Here is a 19,901-nt window from a genome sequence, read left to right as displayed (position 1 = left end):
GGGACGCGCCTCTCCAGGCGTACGGCTCCGGGCTAGGGAGCACCGTCCTCAGGGGTGAGGAGGGTGCCGCGGTGGCGGAGACGCGGTCCGGTGAGGAACCCCTCGGCGATGGCATTGGCGGCAGCCACCCGCGGAAGGTCGGCTCTCCGCTCGAAGAGCACATAGCGGGCCTGCCAGCGCGGCGCGAACGCCGCGTAGCCCCGCTCGCGGGCGGCGACCTGCCCGAGGCGGGCGAGAAGCCGCAGCGGGGCGCGGCGCAGCCGCGAGGACAGGGCGCCGCGGAAGGCGGTGAAGTTGAGGGACACGCGGGTGACCGCGCCCAGCGGAGCCCTACCGGCTGCGGCGCGCAGCAGCACCTCGGTGAGGAGGAAATCCACCGGGGCCCGCCCGGACTCCCGGTCGCGCCGGATGAGGTCGAGGGTGAGCCCGTCGGGCCCCCAGGGCACGAACGTGACCATCGCGCAGGTCCGCCCGTGCGGATCGAGGCACTCCGCCAGGAGACAGTCCCCGTCGGCCGCGTCACCGAGCCGCCCGAGCGCCACGGAGAAGCCGCGCTCGGCGGGGTGCCGCCGCCACCTGTCGGCCAGATGCGCCAGCCGCCGCAGTTCGTCCGGGGCGATCTCCCGGTGCCTGCGCAGCACCACCGAGTAGCCCGCGCCGCCGAGCACCCCGTGCGCCTGCCGCAGCGCGCTCAGCTCGGCGGAGCCCGTATCGGCGAAGACGGCGGCGAAGGAGGCCGCCTCCACCACCGCCTCGTCACCGGACGGCAGCGCGCGGAAACCGGCCGCCTCGTACACCACGGCCGCCGCGGGCCCCGCGCTGGTGACGGCCGGGACCCAGGCGTGCCGCCGCGCCGTGTCCAGCCAGTGGTCGACGGCCCGCGGCCAGGCCGCCCGGTCGCCGACGAGGTCACCGGAGGCGAGCGCGACCCCGTTCACCACGCGGTAGAGGACGGCCGCGTCCCGCTCCGGGGTCCAGGACACCGCCTTGTCGCGGCGCAGCGCGAAGTAGCCGAGCGAGTCGCGCCGCCCGTACACCCGCAGCAGCGCCCGCAGCCGCCGCTCGTCCGCGGGCAGCAGCCGGTCCCGGCCGCGCGGCGAGCGGAAGAAGGCGAGCAGGATGAGCAGCATCAGAGCGACGCTCAGGACGTTGATCGCCAGGTCCGTCCAGCCGGGCACCCGGATCTCGGGCAGGTCGAAGAGACCGGACACCGTCAGCACCCGCACCAGCGTGTACCGCGTACTGGCCCCCCACTGGCGCGGCGGCAGCTCGTCCGTCGCGTGCACCAGCAGCGTGCCGAGGCCGATCGCCACCGCGCCGCCGACGACGAAGGTCGTCAGCCCCAGCGCCACATTGCCCCGCTCGCCGCGCACGTTGAACACCGTCCTGGACACCAGCAGCGCGAACAGCACCAGCCCGGTCACCCCCAGCGACACCCAGTTGAACGGATGCCCGCGCGTCACCGGCAGCGCCGCCACACCCGCCAGGCACAGCAGCGTGTATCCGCCGGTCAGCACGGTCGTGACGATCCAGGCGGCCCGCTTGCGGCGGCGCAGGCTCACCGACAGGACCAGCGCGAGCACCGCGCCGGTGAAACCGGGGCTGACCAGGAAGGCGGTGAAGAACTCGCCGTTCGAGGCGGCCCGCACCCGGTCGCGGAACGGCGCGATCACCCCGGTCACCGCGTTGACCGCGCACACCACCCGCAGGTACCAGACGGTGAAGGCCGCACCCGGCTGCCGCAACGGCCGCAGCACGCGGGCCAGCAGCGTCTCGATCCTGGACGGCGGCAGCTCCACGATCGTCGGCCGCCGCGCGGGCTTGCGCGCGGGCGTCGACGACGGCAGCGGCGCGCCCGCCACCGCGTCCATCATGGCCGTCTTCATCGCGACCATCCGCCGGTGGATCCGGTCCTCGCGCCGCTCGGCCCTGGCCATCCGGCGCGGCCGGGAGGTGTACCGCCAGCGCGCCCACGGACTGGCCGGGCGGGCCAGCCGCAGCGCGCCGACGATCGCCAGCACCGGCACCATCACCCCGAGCAGCCCCGTCCAGACCTTGCCCTTGGACAGGCACACCACCACGAAGCCGATCAGCACCCCGGCGCTCAGATACTGCTGGTACGACTCCCCGACGGCGAATCCGCCCAGCGGGGCCTGGCCGATCAGCAGCAGCCCGATCACCGACACCGCGAGGATCACCGCGTCGACCGACTGGCGGCCCTGCTCGCTCCAGTAGACGTCCTTCAGGTGCAGCACCAGCGCGAACTCGTCCAGCACCAGGCCGCAGCCGATCCCGAAGACCAGCGCGAGCACGTCGTGCACCGCCGGGCCGCCGCGTACGGCGAACGACCCGATGCCGCCGATCAGCATCATCGCCTGGCCGAACACCACATGGTGGATGTGCAGGCCGCCGGGCTGCACATTGCCCGGCCACCACTTCACCCCGCGCCGGATCATCCGCACGCTGAACCGGATGAACAGGAAGGAGCCGATCAGTCCGACCAGCAGCAGGAAGAGCGGCTCACGGCCGGTGTCCGCGATCCGCGTCCGGTACGCGTCGGCCAGCCAGTCCACCATGGCTCCAGGGTCGTCGTGGTGCGGGCCGTCGGCCACCCGGACGGCGCGTCCGCATGCCTGGACGTTCATACGAAGAAGGCCCCCCGCTTCCGCGAGGGGCCTTCGACCGTCTGTGCGCCGCCAGGGACTCGAACCCCGGACCCGCTGATTAAGAGTCAGCTGCTCTAACCAACTGAGCTAGCGGCGCCTGCTGACGTCGTAGACCTTAGCATCCGGCCACGGGGAGCGGAAATCGATATGACTCAGGCCGTTCCAGGGGTGCTGACCAGGGCGGGAACGGTCTTCGCGGGCGCCGACCTGGCCGCCCGCACACACGCCCAGAGGACCACGTCCGCGCCCGGCAGCCAGGGGTGCCGGGTATCGGGCGCCACCAGCCAGCGGGACAGCCCTGCCCCCGGATCGCAACCGGAGTCCTGGCCGGCCTCGGCGCCGTCCTGCGGCGCGTACAGCGGCGGTACGGTCACCGCGTCGCCGCTGCCGTGACAGAGCATCGGCGGCACCGCCTGGCCCCACTCCTCCCAGTCCAGCAGGTACGGCAGCCGCTGCGCCGTACCGGGCGCGACGAGCAGCAGCAGCCGCCCGCGGTGCACGGCCACCGGGCCGCTGCCGGGGCCCGACGCCCATAACTGCTCCAGGAGTCTGCGGCCGAACAGCGCCGACAGGTTCACCACGTCGAACGCCGTACCGCACGGCAGCACGCTCGGCGCCGTCGGACGGGCCGACCACAGCGCCCGCACGCTGCGCGGGAAGGCGCTGGCCGAGGCCAGCCACTCGGCGCCCTCCGGGGTGACGTACGACGTGTGCCGACGCCGCTGGGCTTCGGTGACGACCTCGGTGACGGCATGCGTCACGGCCGCGATGCTTCCGGTCCCTTGCCATTCGTCCATGGCATCTACAGGTACCGGCCGCTTCCGGCGCGGTCGGCGCAATCGGACGAATTCGGGACAGGAGGGTGGGAGAGGGGGTACCTTGCCGCGACGCATATGCGGGGCACGGTTGCGGCGGCCCCCGGCGGCGTGACGGTCACGGCAGCCGCCAGGGGAGCCTGAAGCGCCCGCGGACCCGCCCTAGGGGGCGCCGCCGCCCGCGATCAGGCCCTAGGGGGCGCCGCCGCCCGCGATCAGGCCCTCGCCGTACTCGACCATCCGCTTCGCGTAGTCCTCGGTCCACCCCGCGCGCTCGGCCAGGCCCGCGTACGTCAGCCGGTCGAAGCGGCGCGGATCGGTGAGCTGCGCGGCGGCTATCGCCTGGAAGTCCGTGGCCCGGTCGGCGGCCGTACGGAAAGCCGTCGCCAGCTCCGTCGCCCGCGCCAGCATCCGCCCCGGATCGTCCATCGACTCCAGGTCGAAGAAGTGCTCCGGATCCTCCACCGTCGCGGCAGGCTCGAAGCTCAGCGACGCGGGCCGCCTGGGCCGCGGCGCCGCCTCCCGCGACCCACCGCCCTGCGCGTTCTGAGCCGACTGCGGCTCTGACATACGGCTACCTCCGGAATCGATCACGCACACCATTGTCCCGCGCCCACGCAAGACCCCCTCCAATCGGGTGAGCGACCGCGCTCACGGCCGCCAGCTCACCCGGTGTTCCGCGAGGTGCGCCAGGACCGCGTGGTTGGCCTCCCAGCCGTCGGGGAACTTGACCGTGACACCGAGCTGGACCGGCTCGGAGGACGGGTGCTCGTCGAGGAGTTCGGCCACGCCCGCGCGGCACACCACGATGCACGCGTGCCGGTGCCGGGAGGCCAGCACGCACAGCCGCCCGGTCTCCAGGTGGAACGCCGTGGCGTCGGGGCGGCCGGACAGCGGGTGCAGCACCACGGTCACGTCGAACTCGCGGCCCTGGAGACGGTTCGCGGTGTCCACCGTGACCCCGGCGACGCCGACGTCGGCCAGGGCGGCGCGCACCGCCGCCGCCTGGTCCCGGTGCGCGGTGCCGACCGCGATCCGGTCCGCGGTCAGCGCCGCCGGGCCGGGATCGGGCGCGGAGTACGTCAGACCCCCGCGGTCCAGCAGCCGCCGCACCACCGCGGCCACCGCGCGTACCGCCTCAGGGTCGGTGCGCGGGGTGTGCCGGGCGGGCAGCTCCAGCAGCCCCCAGCCGCTGGCCGCCGCCTCGTCCAGGACGCGGTCGGGCCCGCCGCCGTCGCCCGGCACCCCGAACACCAGCCGCCGGTCGCCGTGGTCCGTACCGCTCCTGAACGGGGTGTACGGGTAGAAGGCGCGCGACACCAGGGGCGCCGCCGACGCGGGCAGCCGCCAGGACACCGGCAGCCGGTGCTGCGGCAGCCCCGGATTGTGCGCGAGCAGCGTCACCACCGCGCTCGCCGACGGGTCGTAGCTCAGCCCCGCCCACTGCTCCGCGCCGACCACGCTGAACGGGTCCAACTGCCCGGGGTCGCCCACGAACAGCGCCCGCTCGAAGAGCCCCGCCACTTGCAGCAGCGCGTCCGACCGCATCTGGTACGCCTCGTCCACGATGGCGTGCCGCCACGGCTCGGTGTCCTTCACGTACGCCCACTTCGCCGCGGTCGCGATCACCACCTCGCAGGCCCGCAGATCCGCCACCGAACTGGACTTCATCAGCGCCGGGTGCCGGTCGAGCGCCTTGTCGGGCGGCGACTCGGCGCCGTGCAACCGGCCCACCGGCAGGTCGGGCTCGGCGGTGGCGAGCCGGTCCGCGAGGTCGTCGACCTGCGCGTTGGTCTGCGCGACGATCATCAACGACTCGCCCGCCGCCGCCAGTTCGCGTGCCGCGCGCACCACGAGCGTCGACTTGCCCGCGCCGGGCGGCGAGTCGACCACGACCCCGCGGGCGGTGCCGTGCAGCGTGCTCTCCAGGATCGCGGCCGTCGCCTCGGCGGCGGCCCTGCCCGCGTCGAACCCGTCCTTTCTGTCCCACCTTTCCGGTACGTGTCCGTCCGTGTCCGGGCCGTCGGCTCGCACGGGCTGCGTCACAGGTAGTCCTCCGCGGTCACGGGGTCGGGCGGGTCAGCGGTCGGCGGTGTGCCGGGCGGCGTCCCGGCGTCGGGCGGGCCGCCGTGCGTCCACGGTGTCTGCTCCGGCTCCGGCAGCCCGGGGCCGCCGCGCGGATCGTGCTCGAAGAAGGTGAAGTCCACCCGGTCACCGGCCCCCGGCACCGACCCCTCCTTCGGCGTCCGCCCGCTCCCCATCCCCCCGGTGAGCCGCACCACCACCACGAACCGGCCTTCCGGCCCGGCCACAGGACCGCCGTCCGGCGCGGTGGCGCCGCTGCCGTCCGGGGCCACCGAGACCACTTCGGCGCTCTGCGCGGACTTGGCGCCCGGCACGGAGCGGTACGCCTTGGTGCCGGGCTCGGCCTGGGGGAGGTCGTGGGTGCGGATGGTCAGGAGGGGGCGGGGCATGGGCCGCTTGCCCTCGGAGTACGTCATCTCGACGCCGATGACCTCGCCCGCGAACGCCTCGCCCGCCAGCCGCCTGGCCGCCATCGTCAGGGGGTCGTCCAGCGCCTCCTGCGCGGAGACCCGCGCCTGGGCCGTCTCGCGGCCCGCGAGCTTCTGCGCGGCGGCGATGGCGCCGTCCCGCTTGGGCTGCGGCGGCTCACCCGCGCGCAGCCGGTCGCGGTGCCCGGTGAACGACCAGCGGTCGCGCTTCCACCGGTCGGCCACATGCGCGCCCTCGGGCAGCGCCCGCAGCAGGTCGAGGCCGCGCCACACGTCGTCCCAGGTCGGCCGGAGCTGGGAGCCGACCAGCCGCCGTACCTCCGCCTCGGCCGCGGCCAGCTCAGCGGCGGCCCCGGCAGGGTCCGCCTCCGCCGCCGTACGCGCCGCGTCGTAGCGGGCCATCGCGGGGGCCAGCACACGGTTGTCGAAGACCGGGTCGGTCGCGGGACCCGCGGGCGGGCTCAGCAGCAGCCCGTCGGCGGCGCGGTCGGTCTGCGCGCGCTCGGCGGCGACCGCCCCGTCAAGCCCGTCCGGCGGGTCGATCCAGCCGAGCAGGCCGCCCAGGTGCTGGTCCTCCATCGAGCTCTGCCCGGTCGCCCAGTGCCGGGTCAGCAGCTCCGTCATGGCCACCAGCAGCGCGCTGCCCGGCGTACGCGCCCGCTCCCCGTAATGCGTCAGCCAGCGGCCGAGCAGCGGCACCGGCACCGGGACGGGGTGCGGCGCGTCCGGGTCCTCGGCCGTCCGCAGGAAGCGCGTGGACCGGCCGAGCAGGCGGACGTACTCCAGCGCCGCGCTGTTCGGCACCACGATCTGCGGCGCGTCCGCGCAGACCTCCGACTCTCCCCCAGCCCGGCGGCTGGGAGGTGCCCCCACGCGGTTGCGGGTCGCGGGCTCCACCTCGACGTCGTCCGCGTACGCGTCCATCAACGGCAGTACGGCGCCCGCGAGTCCGGCGAAGAAGCCGAAGCGCAGCTCCCGGTCCAGCGGCTGCGGCACCACCAGCAGCTCGGGCGCCGCCCGGTCCGTGCCCACCATCGCGCCCAGCGGCGCGCCCGCCTCACCGGCCGTCGTCAACGGCACCAGCACCAGCGGCCGTTCGGCCAGGTGCCGGTGGCGTACGGTCGCCGCGGGCACGGCCCGGCCCGTCGCGACGGCCTCGGCCCGCGCGAGCGTGTTCATCAACGACATGCGGCACCGTCCCGTACGGCGGCGTCGTCCGGTGCCTGGTCCCGTACGGCCGCCTGGGCGGGCAGCGCGGGTGCCTCTTCCCGGGCGGACAGCGCCTCGGCCCGCAGGGCCGCCGCCCTGCGCAGCGCCGCCACCGCCGGGTCGGCCGGGTCACCGGCCTCACCGTGCGCGGCCGACAGCACCGCCTCCACCGTCGTCAGGGTGCCCAGCTCGCCGCGCAGACTGCGGCCGAGCGACTCCACGCAGCCGTCCGCCCGCGACCGGTCACGGCAGTGGTACGCCAGCTCGCAGGTCGACAGGCACTCGGGCGCGTACGCGGCGGGCACCGCGTCCACGGCGGCGGTCAGGTCGATCCGCGGGCGGGTCGGCGTACTGCCGTCCGCGCCGTACCGCAGGTCGAAGGTGGTGCCCTCGGGGAGGGCCGCCGCGATCTCCTCGATCCGGGTCAGCCGGGCCAACTGCCGCCGGGTGACCGAGAGCTGCTTGCGGACGTCGACCCACTCGGCGGTCGGCAGATTCGAGAAGTCCTTCGGGCAGACCAGCAGGACGTCGGGCCGGGTCCGGCCGGCCGCCACCTCGTCGAGCGCGAGCACGTACACCGCGGACTGCCGGGCCGCCGCGCCGACCTTCAGCGCGTCCGCGCCGCCGTCCAGGATCGGGAAGGACTTGATCTCCACCACCGTCCAGGACCCGTCGGGCCGCACCGCCACCGCGTCCGGCTCCAGATACGCCAGCGACCCCGCGACCTCGAGGGCCAGCAGCGGATGGTCGAGCAGCGTCCAGGAACCGGCCGGTGCCTCGGCGAGCGCCAGCCGCGTACGGGCCGCCCGGCCCTCGGGCCCCGCCGCCGACAGATCGGGGACCTCGGCGGACTCCGGAATCCCCGCCGCCGTCTCCGCCGCGCCCAGCAGCCGCAGCAACTCGGCGCAGCCGTCCCGTTTGACGCGGGCCTCGAAGGCGTGGCCGCGCGAGAAGGCGAAGCGGGACTGGCCGAACCGGGCGGGCGCGCCCAGCACTTCGGCGACCGCGCCCTTGTCGACCCCGGCGGCGTCCAGCAGCGCGCGGCGGCGGCAGCCGGGGTTGGCGGCCAGCGCGGCCAGCGCCCGTGCGTCGAGCGGCCGTGGCGCGGTGTCGGGGCCGCGCAGCGCGGCCAGCCGTTCCCGCAGCGAGTGGTGGTGGTGCGTAGTGCTCACCCGCGAAAGTGTGGCACTCGGCTACGACATCCGGCTCTGTCCGGCGTGTTCGCCCGCCGCACGCGGGTCGTCGGCGTCGTCCGGCCCGTCCGCGCCGGGCGGTACGGACACGGTCCGCGGCTTCGGTACGGAGGCGCCGCCACCGGGCGCCGGAATGCTCGCGGCGACACCGCTGACGCCCGTGGCATGCGTGCCGTTGGACACGTGCGTGCCGTTGGAGACCTGCGCGGTATTGGCGACGTGCGCGGTGACCACCGCGGACGACGCACCGGACACCGGCTCCGTCTCCTCGGCCGTCTGCCTGCCCAGGGCTTCCTTCACGCGCGCCAGCAGCCGGTCGGCGACCCGCAGCGCGGGCTTCGCCAGCAGATAGCCCAGGCCCATCACGGCGACACCGGCCACCGCGTCCAGCAGATAGTGGTTGGCGGTGCCCATCACGACACACGCCGTCGTCACCGGGTAGAGCACGCCCAGGGTGCGCACCACCCTGTTCCGCCCGTAGCGCCACAGGATGATCCCGCACCACAGCGACCAGCCCACGTGGAGGCTGGGCATCGCCGCGTACTGGTTGGTGAGATGTCCCATACCGCGCGGCGCGCTCGCGTCGGTGCCCCACCAGCCGTAGGAGCCGTACTGCGCCATCGTGTCGATGAAGCCGTGCCCGCCGCCGATCAGCCGCGGCGGCGCGGTGGGCGCCACGGTGAAGCCGACCAGACCGATCAGCGTCGAGATCATCAGCCACGTGCGCGCCACCCGGTAGTGCGTCGGGCGGCGGCGCCACAACCAGATCAGGATGCTCGGCGTCACCACATAGTGCAGCGACGCGTACGCGAAGTCCGCGGGCACGCCCAGGAAGGCGTGCTGCGTGAAGAGCTTGTTGAACCAGCGCTCCGGATCGATGTGCAGGAGCTGCTCGAAGTGCAGGATGTCCGCGCCGTGTTCGACGGCGTCGTCCACATCCCCCCTGACCAGCAGGCGGGCGCCGGAGTAGAGCGCGTAAATCACCGCGATGAGCGGCAGCTCGGTCCACCAGCGCAGCTTCCCCCGGTAGGCGGCGGCGCGCGGCGCGGTGGCGGTGATCGTCATGCGGGCGTCTCTCCAGGTTCTCCGAAGGCCGCGGGCGGGCGGTCATGGTCTTGGCGCGTACCCTCTACCGTACGACGTACGCTAAACGCCACGTACACCGGCCCAGAACTACGGAAGAAACTCCGACATCGTACGGTGTTCAACGTTCCGTAGCAGGGGTATGTGCAGTCGAGGACGCCCGGTCCGCTCTCCGGGTTGCCTTCCTCGGCGTATTCCTCGACGTGTTGGCGACGTTCCGGCCTCGGCGTACCCCGTCGCACGAGGCACCCCAGCGTGACTGTTGTACGACTGAAGTACGACTGAGTACGAGAAACAAGAGAATCGGATGTCCGTCACCCAGCCGGTCCGCTCCCCACGGCGCCGCGCTCCCCGCAACTCGCTCAACCCCGACCGTATCCTCGACGCCGCGATCACCCTCCTCGACCGCGAGGGCGCCGAGGCGTTCACCATGCGCGCGCTCGCCCAGGAACTCGGCGTCGGCACCATGGCGGTCTACTCCCACTTCCGGGGCAAGGACGAGATCAGCGACGCCGTGGCACAGCGTCTGATGGACACGATAGAGCTTCCGCCCACCGGCACGGGCGACCCGCGAGGTGAGCTGCGGGAGGTCTGCCGCGGCGTCTACGGGCTCTTCACCGAGCACCCCTCCGCGCTCCAGCTCCTCACCATCAGGCCGCTGCGCGGCGACGACGCCATAGCCGTCATCGACCGCATGCTCGACCTGCTCAGGCGCGCCGGGCTCGGCCGCGCCGACGCGGCCCACGCGCACGTGGCCCTCATGCAGTACACCGTCGGCTCCGCCCTGTGGAACACCAGGCGGGCCCGCGCCCTGTGCGAGGACGGGGTACGCGACCGGGTCCGCGCCAAGATCGACGCCCTGCCGCCCGACGTCTACCCCGCCCTCGTCAGCCTCGCGCCCGAACTCCTCTGCGCCCAGGACCAGGGTTCCGCGCAGTACGAATTCGGCCTCGAAGGGCTGCTGGAGGGTCTGCTCGGCGGCGGCCAGGGGCTCTGAGGGCGGGGACGGCGGGGCCGTGAGGGCGGGGACGGCGGGGCCGTGAGCGATGATGGGGGCCCGTTTCCTAGGAAAGGCACCGCCGCATGGCTCCGCGCATTCTTCTGGTCAGACACGGCCAGACGGAATGGTCCCTGTCCGGGCGGCACACCGGCCGTACCGACATCCCCCTCACCGAGGAGGGGCGGCGCACCGCCCGGATCCTCGGGGAGCGGCTCGCGCGCGGGCCCTGGAACGGACTTCCCGACGTCGAGGTCCGCACGAGTCCGCTGCTGCGGGCCGCCGAGACCTGTGACCTCACCGGTTTCGGCGGCGCCGCCAAGGAGTGGGACGCGCTGGTCGAATGGGACTACGGCGACTACGAGGGCCTGACGCCCGCCCAGCTCCAGGACCTGCGGCCCGGCTTCACCATCTGGCGTGACGGCGTGCCGGGCGGCGAGGCGCTGGCCGAGGTCGCCGCGCGCGCCGACCAGGTCGTCTCCTGGGCGCGGTCCGCCGAGCGCGACGTCCTCGTCTTCGCCCACGGGCACTTCCTGCGCGTCCTCGGGGCCCGCTGGCTCGACCTCGACCCGTCCTTCGCCGGCGCCCTCCGCCTCGACCCCGCCTCCCTGTCCATCCTCGGCTGGGCCTACGGCGCCCCGGCGATCGAGCGCTGGAACGACACCGGTCACTTGGCGTGAGGCCCTGACCGCGCCCCGCACCGTCCCCGCGCCGTCCCCGCGCCGTCCCCTCCGCGTCCTCGGCTCAGGAGGCGGGCGTCGGCAGGGGGCGGTCCAGGAGGAAGGACCGCAGGAGGGCGGTGTAGAGGGCGGGCTGGTCGTGGGAGATGGCGTGGCCCGCGTCCTCGACGCGCACGAGGCGGGAGTCCGGGAGGGTCTGCCGGTACTCCTCGGTCACGGCGGGCTTGATGAAGTCGCAGCTTCCCCGCATGACCAGGGACGGAACGCGGATCGCGCGCAGCCTCGGGCGCGGGTCGGGGAGCTGCTCGAAGTCCTTGACGGTCATCTGGTTGCTGTAGAAGCCCTGAGGGTTGGCGTGCGCCTCCGAGGCCGCGGCGTCCGCGCAGGAGGTGGTGTCCTTGCCGAGCAGGGCCACCTCGTGCATCCAGTGGTCGAGTTCGCCGTCGCCCACCAGGGCGTGCGCGGCGCGCGCGTTGATCTGGAGCAGCAGACTGGCGGCGATCAGCCGCGGCTTGCTGTCCAGCCGGTCACGGGCCGCCCGCTGGGCCGGTGTCAGGTGGTCCCAGGGGTCCCCCGCCGCGGAGCCGGGGAATTCGTGGCCCCACAGCGCGCCGGGCGAGGTGAACACGGCCTTGGCGACGTGCGTGCCGTGCGCCAGCAGGTACTGGGCGGCCAGCGAACCGCCCCACGACTGGCCGACGACGATGATCCGGTCCGCCCCGATCGTGCGGCGGATCGCGTCGAGGTCCGCGACCTGGCGCGCCACCGTGTACCCGGTGACGTCGGAGAGCCGGGTGGAGCGTCCGGCGCCCACCTGGTCGTACGCGTAGACGTCGAAGCCGTCCGCGGCCAACTCCCGGCCGCCGGTGGGGATGCCCTCAGACGGGGTGCCGGGGCCGCCGTGCAGGAAGACGACCGGGGTCGGCCTCGGAGTGCCGACGGCGGGTGCGTGCACATAGGCGATCCGTGAGCCGGTCGGCAGATTCCAGAATCTGACGTCCGCCGGGACCGGGGCCGAGGCGGAGGTCGGCATCGGGCGGAAGACCGTACCGGCGGCGAGCGCGCAGACGCCGAGGAGCAGGACGCCGGTGAGGACGCAGGTCGCCCGCAGGCCGCCCTTGCCGAGCAGGGCGAACGCCCCTCGGCCGAGCGCCGCGGCCGTCCCCGTGGCGACCACCAGGCCGCACAGGGCGAGCAGCGGGACGTTCGCGGTCGCGAACGCCGCCGCGAAGAAACCGGCGGTCGCGGTGACGGGCGTCAGCGCCACCGTGACGACGAGGAGGACGCCGCCGAATATGCGGCGGGCGAGCGGGGGAAGCGGGGGAAGTCTCAGTGCCATGCCGCCGAGCCTAGGTACGCGCGGGTCACCCGGTCGTCGTGCGCCCGGACGACCGGCGTTCGGCGAAATCCGCTGGTCGGCGGGGTCCCGACCCCCGCCGCGCGGCGGGGGGCCCGACCGGTCGCGGCGGCTCAGATCTGTCTCGTACGGGGGCGGGGGTCGCGGATTCAGCCGGCTCCGGGGCGGACCAGACCCGTCTCGTACGCGGCGATCGTCGCCTGGACCCGGTCGCGTACGCCCAGCTTGCCGAGGACCACGGCGACATGGTCCTTGACGGTGGCCGGGCTGATGCCCAGGACGGCGGCGATCTCGGCGTTGGCCAGGCCGCGCGCCACGTGCCGCAGGACCTCGGTCTCGCGCGGGGTGAGGCGCGCCAGCCGCGCCGGGTCGGCGGGGACGGGCCCGGCGGCGTACCGCTCGATCAGCCGTCCGGTCACCGCGGGGTCGAGCAGGGCGGCCCCGCCGGCCACCACCCGCACGGCGTCCACGACCCGTTCCGGCTCGGCGTCCTTGAGCAGGAAGCCGACGGCCCCGGCGCGCAGCGCGGCGAACACGTACTCGTCGAGGTCGAAGCTGGTGAGCACGATGACACGGGTGGCGGGGGCGCCCGCGACGATCCGGGCCGTGGCGGCCAGACCGCCGGTGCCGGGCATCCTGATGTCCATCAGCGCGACGTCCGGGCGCAGTTCGAGGGCGAGCGCCACCGCCGACTCCCCGTCGTCGGCCTGGCCGACGACCGACAGGCCGGGCTCCGCGTCGACGATCGCCGCGATGCCCGCGCGTACGACCGCCTGGTCGTCGGCGACCGTCACCCTGATCGTGATGGGAACACCTCCGGCAGCCACACGCGCACCGCGTCGTCGTCGGTCCTGGTGAGCGTACCGCCCACCGCGTCGGCCACCGCCCGTACCCGGCGCAGGGCGCCGGGGCCGCCGGGCGGCGGCGCGGTGAGTTCGACACCCGCGTCCAGGCGCAGCACGGTGAGGGTGACCCCCTCGGCGAGCAGCAGCGCCGCGACCCGGTACGCGGCCACCCCCACGACGACGGTCACCGCCCGGTGCGGCCCCCGGTAGCGGACGGTCGCGCCGTACCGGCCCGCCAGCGCGGCGATCCCCGCCACCGTGGGCGGCGGAGTGCTCGCGCCGTCCCGGCCGCGCAGGTCACGCAGGAGTTCGCGGAGCGCGCCCAGGGCCGCGCGCGCCTCGTCGAGAACGGTGTCGAGCCGTCCCGCGTCGGCCGCGTCCGCCACATTCGCCGCGTATTGCCGGGCGGTACGCAGCAGGCCCGCCGCGATCAGGCGGCGCTGGTCGCGTACGGCGGCGTCGGCGTCCCGTTCGAGCCGTTCCCGCCCCCGCGCCGCCACCGCCCCGCGCCGCTCCCGCCGCCTGGCGGTGGCCAGACCCAGCCACCACAGCGCGAACGACGGCACCGCCAGCAGCCCGGTCAGCGCCGCCCAGGCCGCCGTCCTGCTGCCGGTGATGCCGTCCGCGCTGGCCAGCGCGAGACCGCCGGTCACGGCCACCGCCACCGGCGCCATCAGCCCGCGCCGCACCGCCAGATACGCGCCCGCGCTGAAGACGAACGTCAGCTCGACCCACCAATAGACCAGGAAAATGTCACTGACCGGCGGCCGGGTCCACCCGGCCCTGTCGCACCCCCACCACAGCACCAGCGCCGACAGCACCGCCACCAGCCCCGCCCCCGGCGCCCGCGACCGCCACCCCAACGGCACCGCGTGCAGCCCGGACAGCACCACCACCGGCACGCTCGGCAGCAGTCCGCGAAACGAGTCGGGCACGTCGTCCGAGAGCAGGCTTGCGCCGAGCGACAGCGCGACGGCCAGGACGACCAGCGCCCAGTCGAGCGCGGTGGGTCCCCGCCACAGGGGGCGGCGGCGGTCGGGTGTCCCGCCGGGTGTCCGGCCGGACGCGGCTTGTGCGACCGGGAGTTCGGCCCGCACCCTCCAGCCGGGGCCGTCCGGGCCGTAACGGAGCGTGCCCCCGGCGGCGGCCACGGTCGTCCGCAGACCGGCCAGGCCGTGGCCCGTGCCGAGGCGGGGTTCGAGCGCCGTGCCGCCGCTGTCGCCGACCGTGACCGTGACCACGCCGGGGGCGGCCTCGACGGCGATACGGATCGCCGAACCGCGGGCGTAGCGCGCCGCGTTGGTCAGGGCCTCGCGCACGACGCGGTACGCGAGGGCGGCGGTCGGCGCGGGGACCGCCGCGGCGGTGCACTCGTAATGGGCGCCGGCCTCGGCGGCGAGGGCCGCGACGGCGTCGAGGTCCGCCGCCCTTTCGTCCTCGTGGTCGGTGAGGACGTCGAGTTCCGCGATCGCCAGGCGGGCGGCGGTGCCCGCGTGGCGCAGTGCGGCCGCCGTGCGCTCGGGGTCGGCGAGGCGCTGCGCCGCCGCGGCGGAGACCACGATCGCCGTCAGGCGCTGGGCGGCGACATCGTGCAACTCGACCGCGAGCCGGTCGCGTTCCGCGAGGGCCGCGAAGCGGGGGATCTGGGGTGCGCCGGTACGGTACGCGGCCAGGGCCGAGCGCTCGGCGCGCCTGCGTTTCCGCGAGCGGCCCAGGGCCCACGCGACGGCCGCGGCGCCCGCCGCCACGAGGGCGGTGCCCGCGACGTTCCACGGCCTCAGGCCGGCCGCGGCGGCGGTGGCGGTGGCCATCGCGACGGCGCCGGCCGCGGCGGCGGCGGCGAGGCCGGCGGTGCGGTGGCTGGCGAGCAGGTGCAGCGTCAGCAGCGCCGCGGTGGACGCGGCGACTCCTGCGACGGTTCCACCGTCCACCGCCCCTCACCCCCTCCCCGCACCCTAACGAACCCGCCTCCGCCCTTCGTGTCTTGCTTCCTTTTCCCGCCCGCCCACCCGTGCGGGTGTTTTGTCGTCTGCGGGTGCCGCCTGTGCCTGGTCGGTGCCGGTCCGGGGTACCTCCTCGAAATCCGTATCACCTGGCCTTTACGAATCCGGTACCCGGCCGTCAACGTATTTCTGCGGGGGCACCCCGGCCCGTCCCCTCCCGGTACGTCGGCGTCCGCCCGCCGGTGGGGGTTGCCGGGGAGGGGGGTGGGTGGGTTCGGGTGCGTCGGCGTCCGCCTGCCGGTGGGCGTTGCGGAGGGGGGTGGGTGGGGCCGGGTGCGTCGGCGGCTGACGGTCCGCTGTGGTGGTGGAGGGGGTGGGTGGGAGCCCGGCCCCTGCGTGCCCCGACCTTCCGGCGGGGTGGGCGAAGGGGGGTGGGTGGGAGCCCGGGTCCTGCGCGCCCGACTGTCCGGCCGGGTGGGCGAGGGGGGTCGGGGCCTGGGGGAGGCGACGGTCTGGCGGGGTGGGCAGGGGTGGTGTTGGGTGCTTGGGGGAGGGCCGAGGTCTTGCGGCTTGCTGGGAGGGGGCACCGGCGCAGGGCGGCATGCCGAAAAGGCCCCCTACCCTCCCCGGCCACCCCCACCGACCGTCGGACGCCGACGTACCGGGAGGGGACGGGCCGGGGTGCCCCCGCAGAAATGCGGTGACAAGAAGGGCACCGGATACAGGAGACCAGGTAGCCGCATTTCGAGGAGGTGCCCCGGACCGGCACCGACCCAGGCACAAGCGGCACCCGCAGACGAAGAAAGCACCCGCACGGGTGGGCGGGCGGGCAAAGACAAAGGGCAAGAGGGCTAGCGGCCAGGCGGGCGGCAGGCGAGCACGGGACGCTGTCCCTCGTCTACGACCGGGTCCGCTGAGGTGCCCCGTGCTACGCCACCAGCATCGCGCGGATGCGGGAGGAGCGGACCTGTCCGAGGAGGCGCAGCGCGCGCGAGCGCGCCGCCTGGGCCTCCTCGGGCTGGCCGGACGCGGCCAGATTGAGGGCGAGTTCGGCCTCGTACAGGGCGATGTTCCGGGTGAAGTGCGGGTCCTGGAGGCGCACGGCCTCGCGGGCGGCGGCAGCGGCGCGGGAGTGGGCGCCGAGGGCGGACCATGCCTGGGCGGCGAGGCCGGAGAGTTCGGCTTCGCCGAAGAACGTCATCCAGGCGGGGTCGGCGTCGCGCGGGCCGGAGGCGAAGAGGGAGTGGGCGCGGGAGAGGGCGAGTTCGCAGCCGCGCCGGTCGCCGAGCCCGGCGCGCCCCCCGGCCTCGCGCAGGGCGAGCAGGGAGAGCAGCCGGGGGGAGCCGAAGAAGCGGGCGAGGAGCTGGGCGGCCTGGGCGGCGCGGACGGCCTCGCGGGGGCGCCCGGCGTCGCGGGCGAGGAAGGCGGTGTTGCAGAAGGCGTGGGCCTCCAGGGCGGAGTCCCCGGCCATCCGGGCGGTGGCCAGCGCCTCGGCGTAGTACGAGCGGGCCTCGGTGAGCCGCCCGGAGTCGTGGGCCAACCAGCCGACGGAGATGGCCAGTTCACCGGCGCCGGAGGCGAGCCCGGCGGCGACGGCGGGCCCGTGGCTGCTCTCGTCCAGGAGCCGGTAGGCCGTGCGCAGGGCGTCCCCGGCGTCGTCGTAGAGGCCGTCGGCGCCGTGCCGGTCGTCGTGCAGCCGGATCTGCCGGACGGACTCGTGGACGGCGCGTACCTCGGAGGAACCGGCGCGGCCGGTCGTACGGCCTCGGTCCCGGCCGCCCTGCGCGGGCACCAGCGTGCTGGCGAGGGCGGCGGAGCCGCCGGTCATGAATGCGCGACGCAGCACGTCGCTCTCCTCGTACGTCGGATCGGGAAGGCCGGCGGAAGCCGTGGAGCCGGTGGAGCCGGTGGGGCCGGTGGGGCCGGTGGGGGAGGGCAGGACGGAGAGGGCGGGCGGACCGGCGGCGCCGGACTCGGGGGAGCGGCGGGCGCGGCCCCGTACCGCCCGGCGGGGTGCGAAGCCCATGTCCGCCGAGGTCAGGTCGGGGAACAGATGGCGGAAGACCCGCTGGTAGGCGTAGTTGGGGCAGCGGATCTCCCCGCTCTCCAGCCGCCCGATGTACCGCGCGTCGCAGCTCACGTGCTCGCCGATCTCGCGGGCGGCGCGCCGTACCGCCGCCGCGAATTCGCCCGGCGACCGGTCGCCGCGCAACTGACGGAAGGCGGTGTTGGGCGTGTACGGGGAAGCGGACGCGGCGGCGGACGACCCGGTGGTGCGGGGGAGAGGGGGCAGGGGGAACGACGTCATGACGGACTCCCGGACGGACGGTGCCGCTCGGCGGCGGGGACGACCGTACCGGGGAATCGGGCCCGCGAAATACTCAATTTGCCTACAAAACGGATATCTCACGCGCTATCCGCCATGAAACGCCACCCCTTACGGCGTCATTCACGCGTAGCCGTTGACGCCGGGGCGCGTTGATACGGGTGTGGTGCCGATCCCATCGTGAGCGTGAGGAGAGTTGCCTTGTTGGACACCAGCGGGTCACACACGTCGGGTCCGAGCACGGAGAGCAGCCAACTGCCGCCGCCGTGCGACCTGGTCACCGTGCCGACCAGGCAGGGTCTGGAAGCGGTCGACATCCTGCGGCTGAGCAGCGGAGTCGGTCCCGTACTGCACGACAACTCCGGGCACAGCCTCGGCTTCCTCGTCCCGCCCGGCACCGCGGACTGCTGGGACGTCCCCGGCAGCTCGTGTACCAGCACCGACGGCCGCGGTCTGGTCATCGGTGACGAGCCGCCCGTCGAGGACACCGGCTGGCTGGTGCCGCCGCACACCGACACGGTCGTCACCGACCCGGCCGTACTGCGCGCGGCCCTCGGCATGGCGGCCCGCACCATCGAGCTGGCCGACGGCTTCTGCCCGTCCGCGGACCACCACCGCCCGGCCGAGTCGGCCCTGCGGACCGCGGACGCGACCCCGGGGTACCGCTAGGGCCTGTCCAGCGGATCACGCACGGCCTCTCCGGCCTCTCCGGCCTCCCCGCCCCTGACCCGCCCGGCCGCCGGCCGTCCCCGATAATCGGGGGATGGCAGGCAAGCGGCAGAGCGGCGGCAGGGCGCGTACCCCGGACACGGTCGAGGCACAGGTGGGCGGCGGACTCGCCGCGCTCGTGCCCGACCGGGCGCGCCCCGGCGGCTGGACGCTGCTGATCGACGGCGCCCCGCAGTCGCACGTGGACCTCGCGGACCCCGCGCACCTGGACTTCTCCTACCAGCGCAGGCTCGGCCACCTGATCGACCTGGCCGCGCCGCCCGGCCGCCCGTTGCAGGTCCTGCACCTGGGCGGGGGTGCCCTGACGCTGGCCCGCTACACCGCGCACACCCGGCCGCGCTCCACCCAGCAGGTCGTGGAACTGGACACCGCGCTGGTCGAGTTGGTCCGGGCCGAACTGCCCTGGGACCGCGGCTGGCGGATCAAGGTACGCGGCGGCGACGCCCGCGCGGGCCTGGCCAAACTGCCGGACGGCTGGGCCGACCTGGTCATCGCCGACGTCTTCGGCGGCGCCCGCACCCCCGCCCACCTCACCAGCGCCGAATTCCTCACCGAGGTCCGCCGGGTGCTGCGCCCCGACGGGCACTACGCCGCCAACCTCGCAGACGGCGGGCGGCTGGACTTCCTGCGCGCGCAGATCGCCACCGTACGGGCCGCCTTCGCCGAGGTCTGCCTGGCCGCGGACCCCGCCGTGCTGCGCGGCAAGAGATTCGGCAATCTCATCCTCTACGCCGCCGACCACCCGCTGCCGGTCGCCGAACTGACCCGCAGGGTCGCCACCGACCCGCACCCCGGCCGGGTCGAACACGGCCGCGAGCTGGCGGACTTCGCGGGCGGCGCGCCCGTCGTCACGGACGCCACGGCCGCCGACTCCCCGGCGCCACCGCCCGGCGTCTTCACGTAAGCCCGCGGCCTGCCCCGTAGCGGCGGGCCGGGCGTCAGTCCTCGAAGGCCTGGACCGTCGGCGCGTGGCCGTTCCAGGTGCAGAAGACGGAGGACGAGCCGCTGCCGGAGGTCTCGGTGAAGGTCACCCGCAGCCAGCCGTCCTGCGTCCAGACCTGCATCTGCCAGCCCGGATTGGGCGTCGCGGAGACCAGCGACGCCGAGTCGGGGCCCAGGTCGAGGGCGACCCGGCCGCCCTCCACGGTGTAGCTGTGCACATGGCCGGTGTCACCGCTCGCCGTGGCGGTCGCCTTCGGCGTGCCCGGCGGCGTCTTCGGCGGCACCTTGGCCTTGCCGGTGACCGGGGGCGGGGCCGTCGCCCTGGTGTGCGTGGCGGTCGGCGTCGCGGGCGGCGTCGGCTTCGGGCGGTGCGTGGAGGACACGACCGGCGGGTCCCCGTCCGAGATCGGCAGGGCGCGCGGCGGGTCGTACGCCGTGCGCAGCACCGAGTGCACGCCGAACCACGACAAGGTCACGGCCGCCGCGGTCGCCAGCGCCCAGGCGCCGACATGGAACAGTCCTCTGTGCACGCGCGCCATACTGCCGCACCCGCCCGCCGCCCGGAACACGTACCGGAACGCCCGGCTCAGCGTCCGGCTCAAC

Annotated in this window: 16 protein-coding genes and 1 tRNA gene; 4 read left to right on the top strand and 13 right to left on the bottom strand. The window is 74.8% G+C overall.

The window, feature by feature from the left end; genetic code table 11:
* Nucleotides 1-32: 32 nt before the first annotated feature.
* The 8 genes from ACIP4Z_RS03865 to ACIP4Z_RS03830 form a co-directional block, all read right to left on the bottom strand.
* Entirely contained in the window at nt 33-2,645 is a 2,613-nt protein-coding gene (locus ACIP4Z_RS03865; protein ID WP_401304856.1) for a phosphatidylglycerol lysyltransferase domain-containing protein, read from the bottom strand.
* Between the two features lie 44 nt (nt 2,646-2,689).
* Nucleotides 2,690-2,763: transfer RNA gene (locus tag ACIP4Z_RS03860), tRNA-Lys, on the bottom strand.
* A 55-nt stretch (nt 2,764-2,818) separates the two neighbouring features.
* Nucleotides 2,819-3,427: a bifunctional DNA primase/polymerase gene (locus ACIP4Z_RS03855; protein ID WP_391047021.1), complete on the bottom strand. Its 609-nt coding sequence runs from the start codon at nt 3,425-3,427 to the stop codon at nt 2,819-2,821.
* Nucleotides 3,428-3,673: 246 nt separating this feature from the next.
* The gene (locus ACIP4Z_RS03850) at nt 3,674-4,051 is read right to left on the bottom strand and encodes a hypothetical protein (protein ID WP_355343241.1); all 378 of its coding nucleotides are present in this window, start codon (nt 4,049-4,051) and stop codon (nt 3,674-3,676) included.
* A gap of 81 nt (nt 4,052-4,132) precedes the next feature.
* Complete coding sequence (locus ACIP4Z_RS03845; protein WP_355343301.1) at nt 4,133-5,413, bottom strand: AAA domain-containing protein; 1,281 nt, start codon at nt 5,411-5,413, stop codon at nt 4,133-4,135.
* 110 nt (nt 5,414-5,523) lie between these two features.
* The gene (locus ACIP4Z_RS03840) at nt 5,524-7,182 is read right to left on the bottom strand and encodes a hypothetical protein (RefSeq protein ID WP_401304854.1); all 1,659 of its coding nucleotides are present in this window, start codon (nt 7,180-7,182) and stop codon (nt 5,524-5,526) included.
* On the bottom strand, nt 7,173-8,375 hold the full coding sequence (locus ACIP4Z_RS03835; RefSeq protein WP_401304852.1) for a hypothetical protein: 1,203 nt from the start codon (nt 8,373-8,375) through the stop codon (nt 7,173-7,175). The genes ACIP4Z_RS03840 and ACIP4Z_RS03835 overlap by 10 nt, the downstream gene beginning before the upstream one ends.
* 21 nt (nt 8,376-8,396) lie before the next feature.
* The gene (locus ACIP4Z_RS03830) at nt 8,397-9,461 is read right to left on the bottom strand and encodes a phosphatase PAP2 family protein (RefSeq protein ID WP_401304850.1); all 1,065 of its coding nucleotides are present in this window, start codon (nt 9,459-9,461) and stop codon (nt 8,397-8,399) included.
* Nucleotides 9,462-9,786: 325 nt separating this feature from the next.
* Between ACIP4Z_RS03830 and ACIP4Z_RS03825 the strand changes: the two genes are divergently transcribed.
* Nucleotides 9,787-10,476, top strand: a complete 690-nt coding sequence (locus ACIP4Z_RS03825; protein ID WP_355343253.1) for a TetR/AcrR family transcriptional regulator — start codon at nt 9,787-9,789, stop codon at nt 10,474-10,476.
* 86 nt (nt 10,477-10,562) lie between these two features.
* Nucleotides 10,563-11,156 (top strand): histidine phosphatase family protein, encoded by a 594-nt coding sequence (locus ACIP4Z_RS03820; RefSeq protein WP_355343256.1) that lies wholly within the window; start codon nt 10,563-10,565, stop codon nt 11,154-11,156.
* A gap of 64 nt (nt 11,157-11,220) precedes the next feature.
* On the opposite strand, the gene ACIP4Z_RS03815 is transcribed toward ACIP4Z_RS03820, so the two are convergent.
* From ACIP4Z_RS03815 to ACIP4Z_RS03800, 4 genes are all read right to left on the bottom strand, one after another.
* Nucleotides 11,221-12,495, bottom strand: coding sequence for an alpha/beta hydrolase (locus tag ACIP4Z_RS03815; RefSeq protein ID WP_401304847.1), 1,275 nt, complete (start codon nt 12,493-12,495; stop codon nt 11,221-11,223).
* Nucleotides 12,496-12,662: 167 nt separating this feature from the next.
* Complete coding sequence (locus ACIP4Z_RS03810) at nt 12,663-13,307, bottom strand: response regulator (RefSeq protein WP_391047006.1); 645 nt, start codon at nt 13,305-13,307, stop codon at nt 12,663-12,665.
* Nucleotides 13,304-15,289: an ATP-binding protein gene (locus tag ACIP4Z_RS03805; protein ID WP_401304845.1), complete on the bottom strand. Its 1,986-nt coding sequence runs from the start codon at nt 15,287-15,289 to the stop codon at nt 13,304-13,306. The genes ACIP4Z_RS03810 and ACIP4Z_RS03805 overlap by 4 nt, the downstream gene beginning before the upstream one ends.
* 940 nt (nt 15,290-16,229) lie before the next feature.
* Nucleotides 16,230-17,609 (bottom strand): tetratricopeptide repeat protein, encoded by a 1,380-nt coding sequence (locus ACIP4Z_RS03800; protein WP_401304843.1) that lies wholly within the window; start codon nt 17,607-17,609, stop codon nt 16,230-16,232.
* Nucleotides 17,610-17,828: 219 nt separating this feature from the next.
* Here ACIP4Z_RS03800 and ACIP4Z_RS03795 point away from each other — a divergent pair, with 219 nt between their 5' ends.
* Both ACIP4Z_RS03795 and ACIP4Z_RS03790 read left to right on the top strand, forming a co-directional pair.
* Nucleotides 17,829-18,296, top strand: a complete 468-nt coding sequence (locus tag ACIP4Z_RS03795) for a hypothetical protein (protein ID WP_391117175.1) — start codon at nt 17,829-17,831, stop codon at nt 18,294-18,296.
* 94 nt (nt 18,297-18,390) lie between these two features.
* Nucleotides 18,391-19,260 carry a fused MFS/spermidine synthase gene (locus ACIP4Z_RS03790; protein WP_391117173.1) on the top strand — a complete coding sequence of 290 codons (870 nt, stop codon included), beginning with the start codon at nt 18,391-18,393 and terminating at the stop codon, nt 19,258-19,260.
* Between the two features lie 34 nt (nt 19,261-19,294).
* Here ACIP4Z_RS03790 and ACIP4Z_RS03785 read toward each other — a convergent pair whose 3' ends face one another.
* Nucleotides 19,295-19,837: a hypothetical protein gene (locus tag ACIP4Z_RS03785; RefSeq protein ID WP_355336930.1), complete on the bottom strand. Its 543-nt coding sequence runs from the start codon at nt 19,835-19,837 to the stop codon at nt 19,295-19,297.
* Between the last annotated feature and the right edge of the window lie 64 nt (nt 19,838-19,901).

Source organism: Streptomyces sp. NPDC088910 (assembly GCF_044749865.1).
Taxonomy (GTDB): domain Bacteria; phylum Actinomycetota; class Actinomycetes; order Streptomycetales; family Streptomycetaceae; genus Actinacidiphila.
This window is presented reverse-complemented; position numbering and strand designations above follow the sequence as displayed.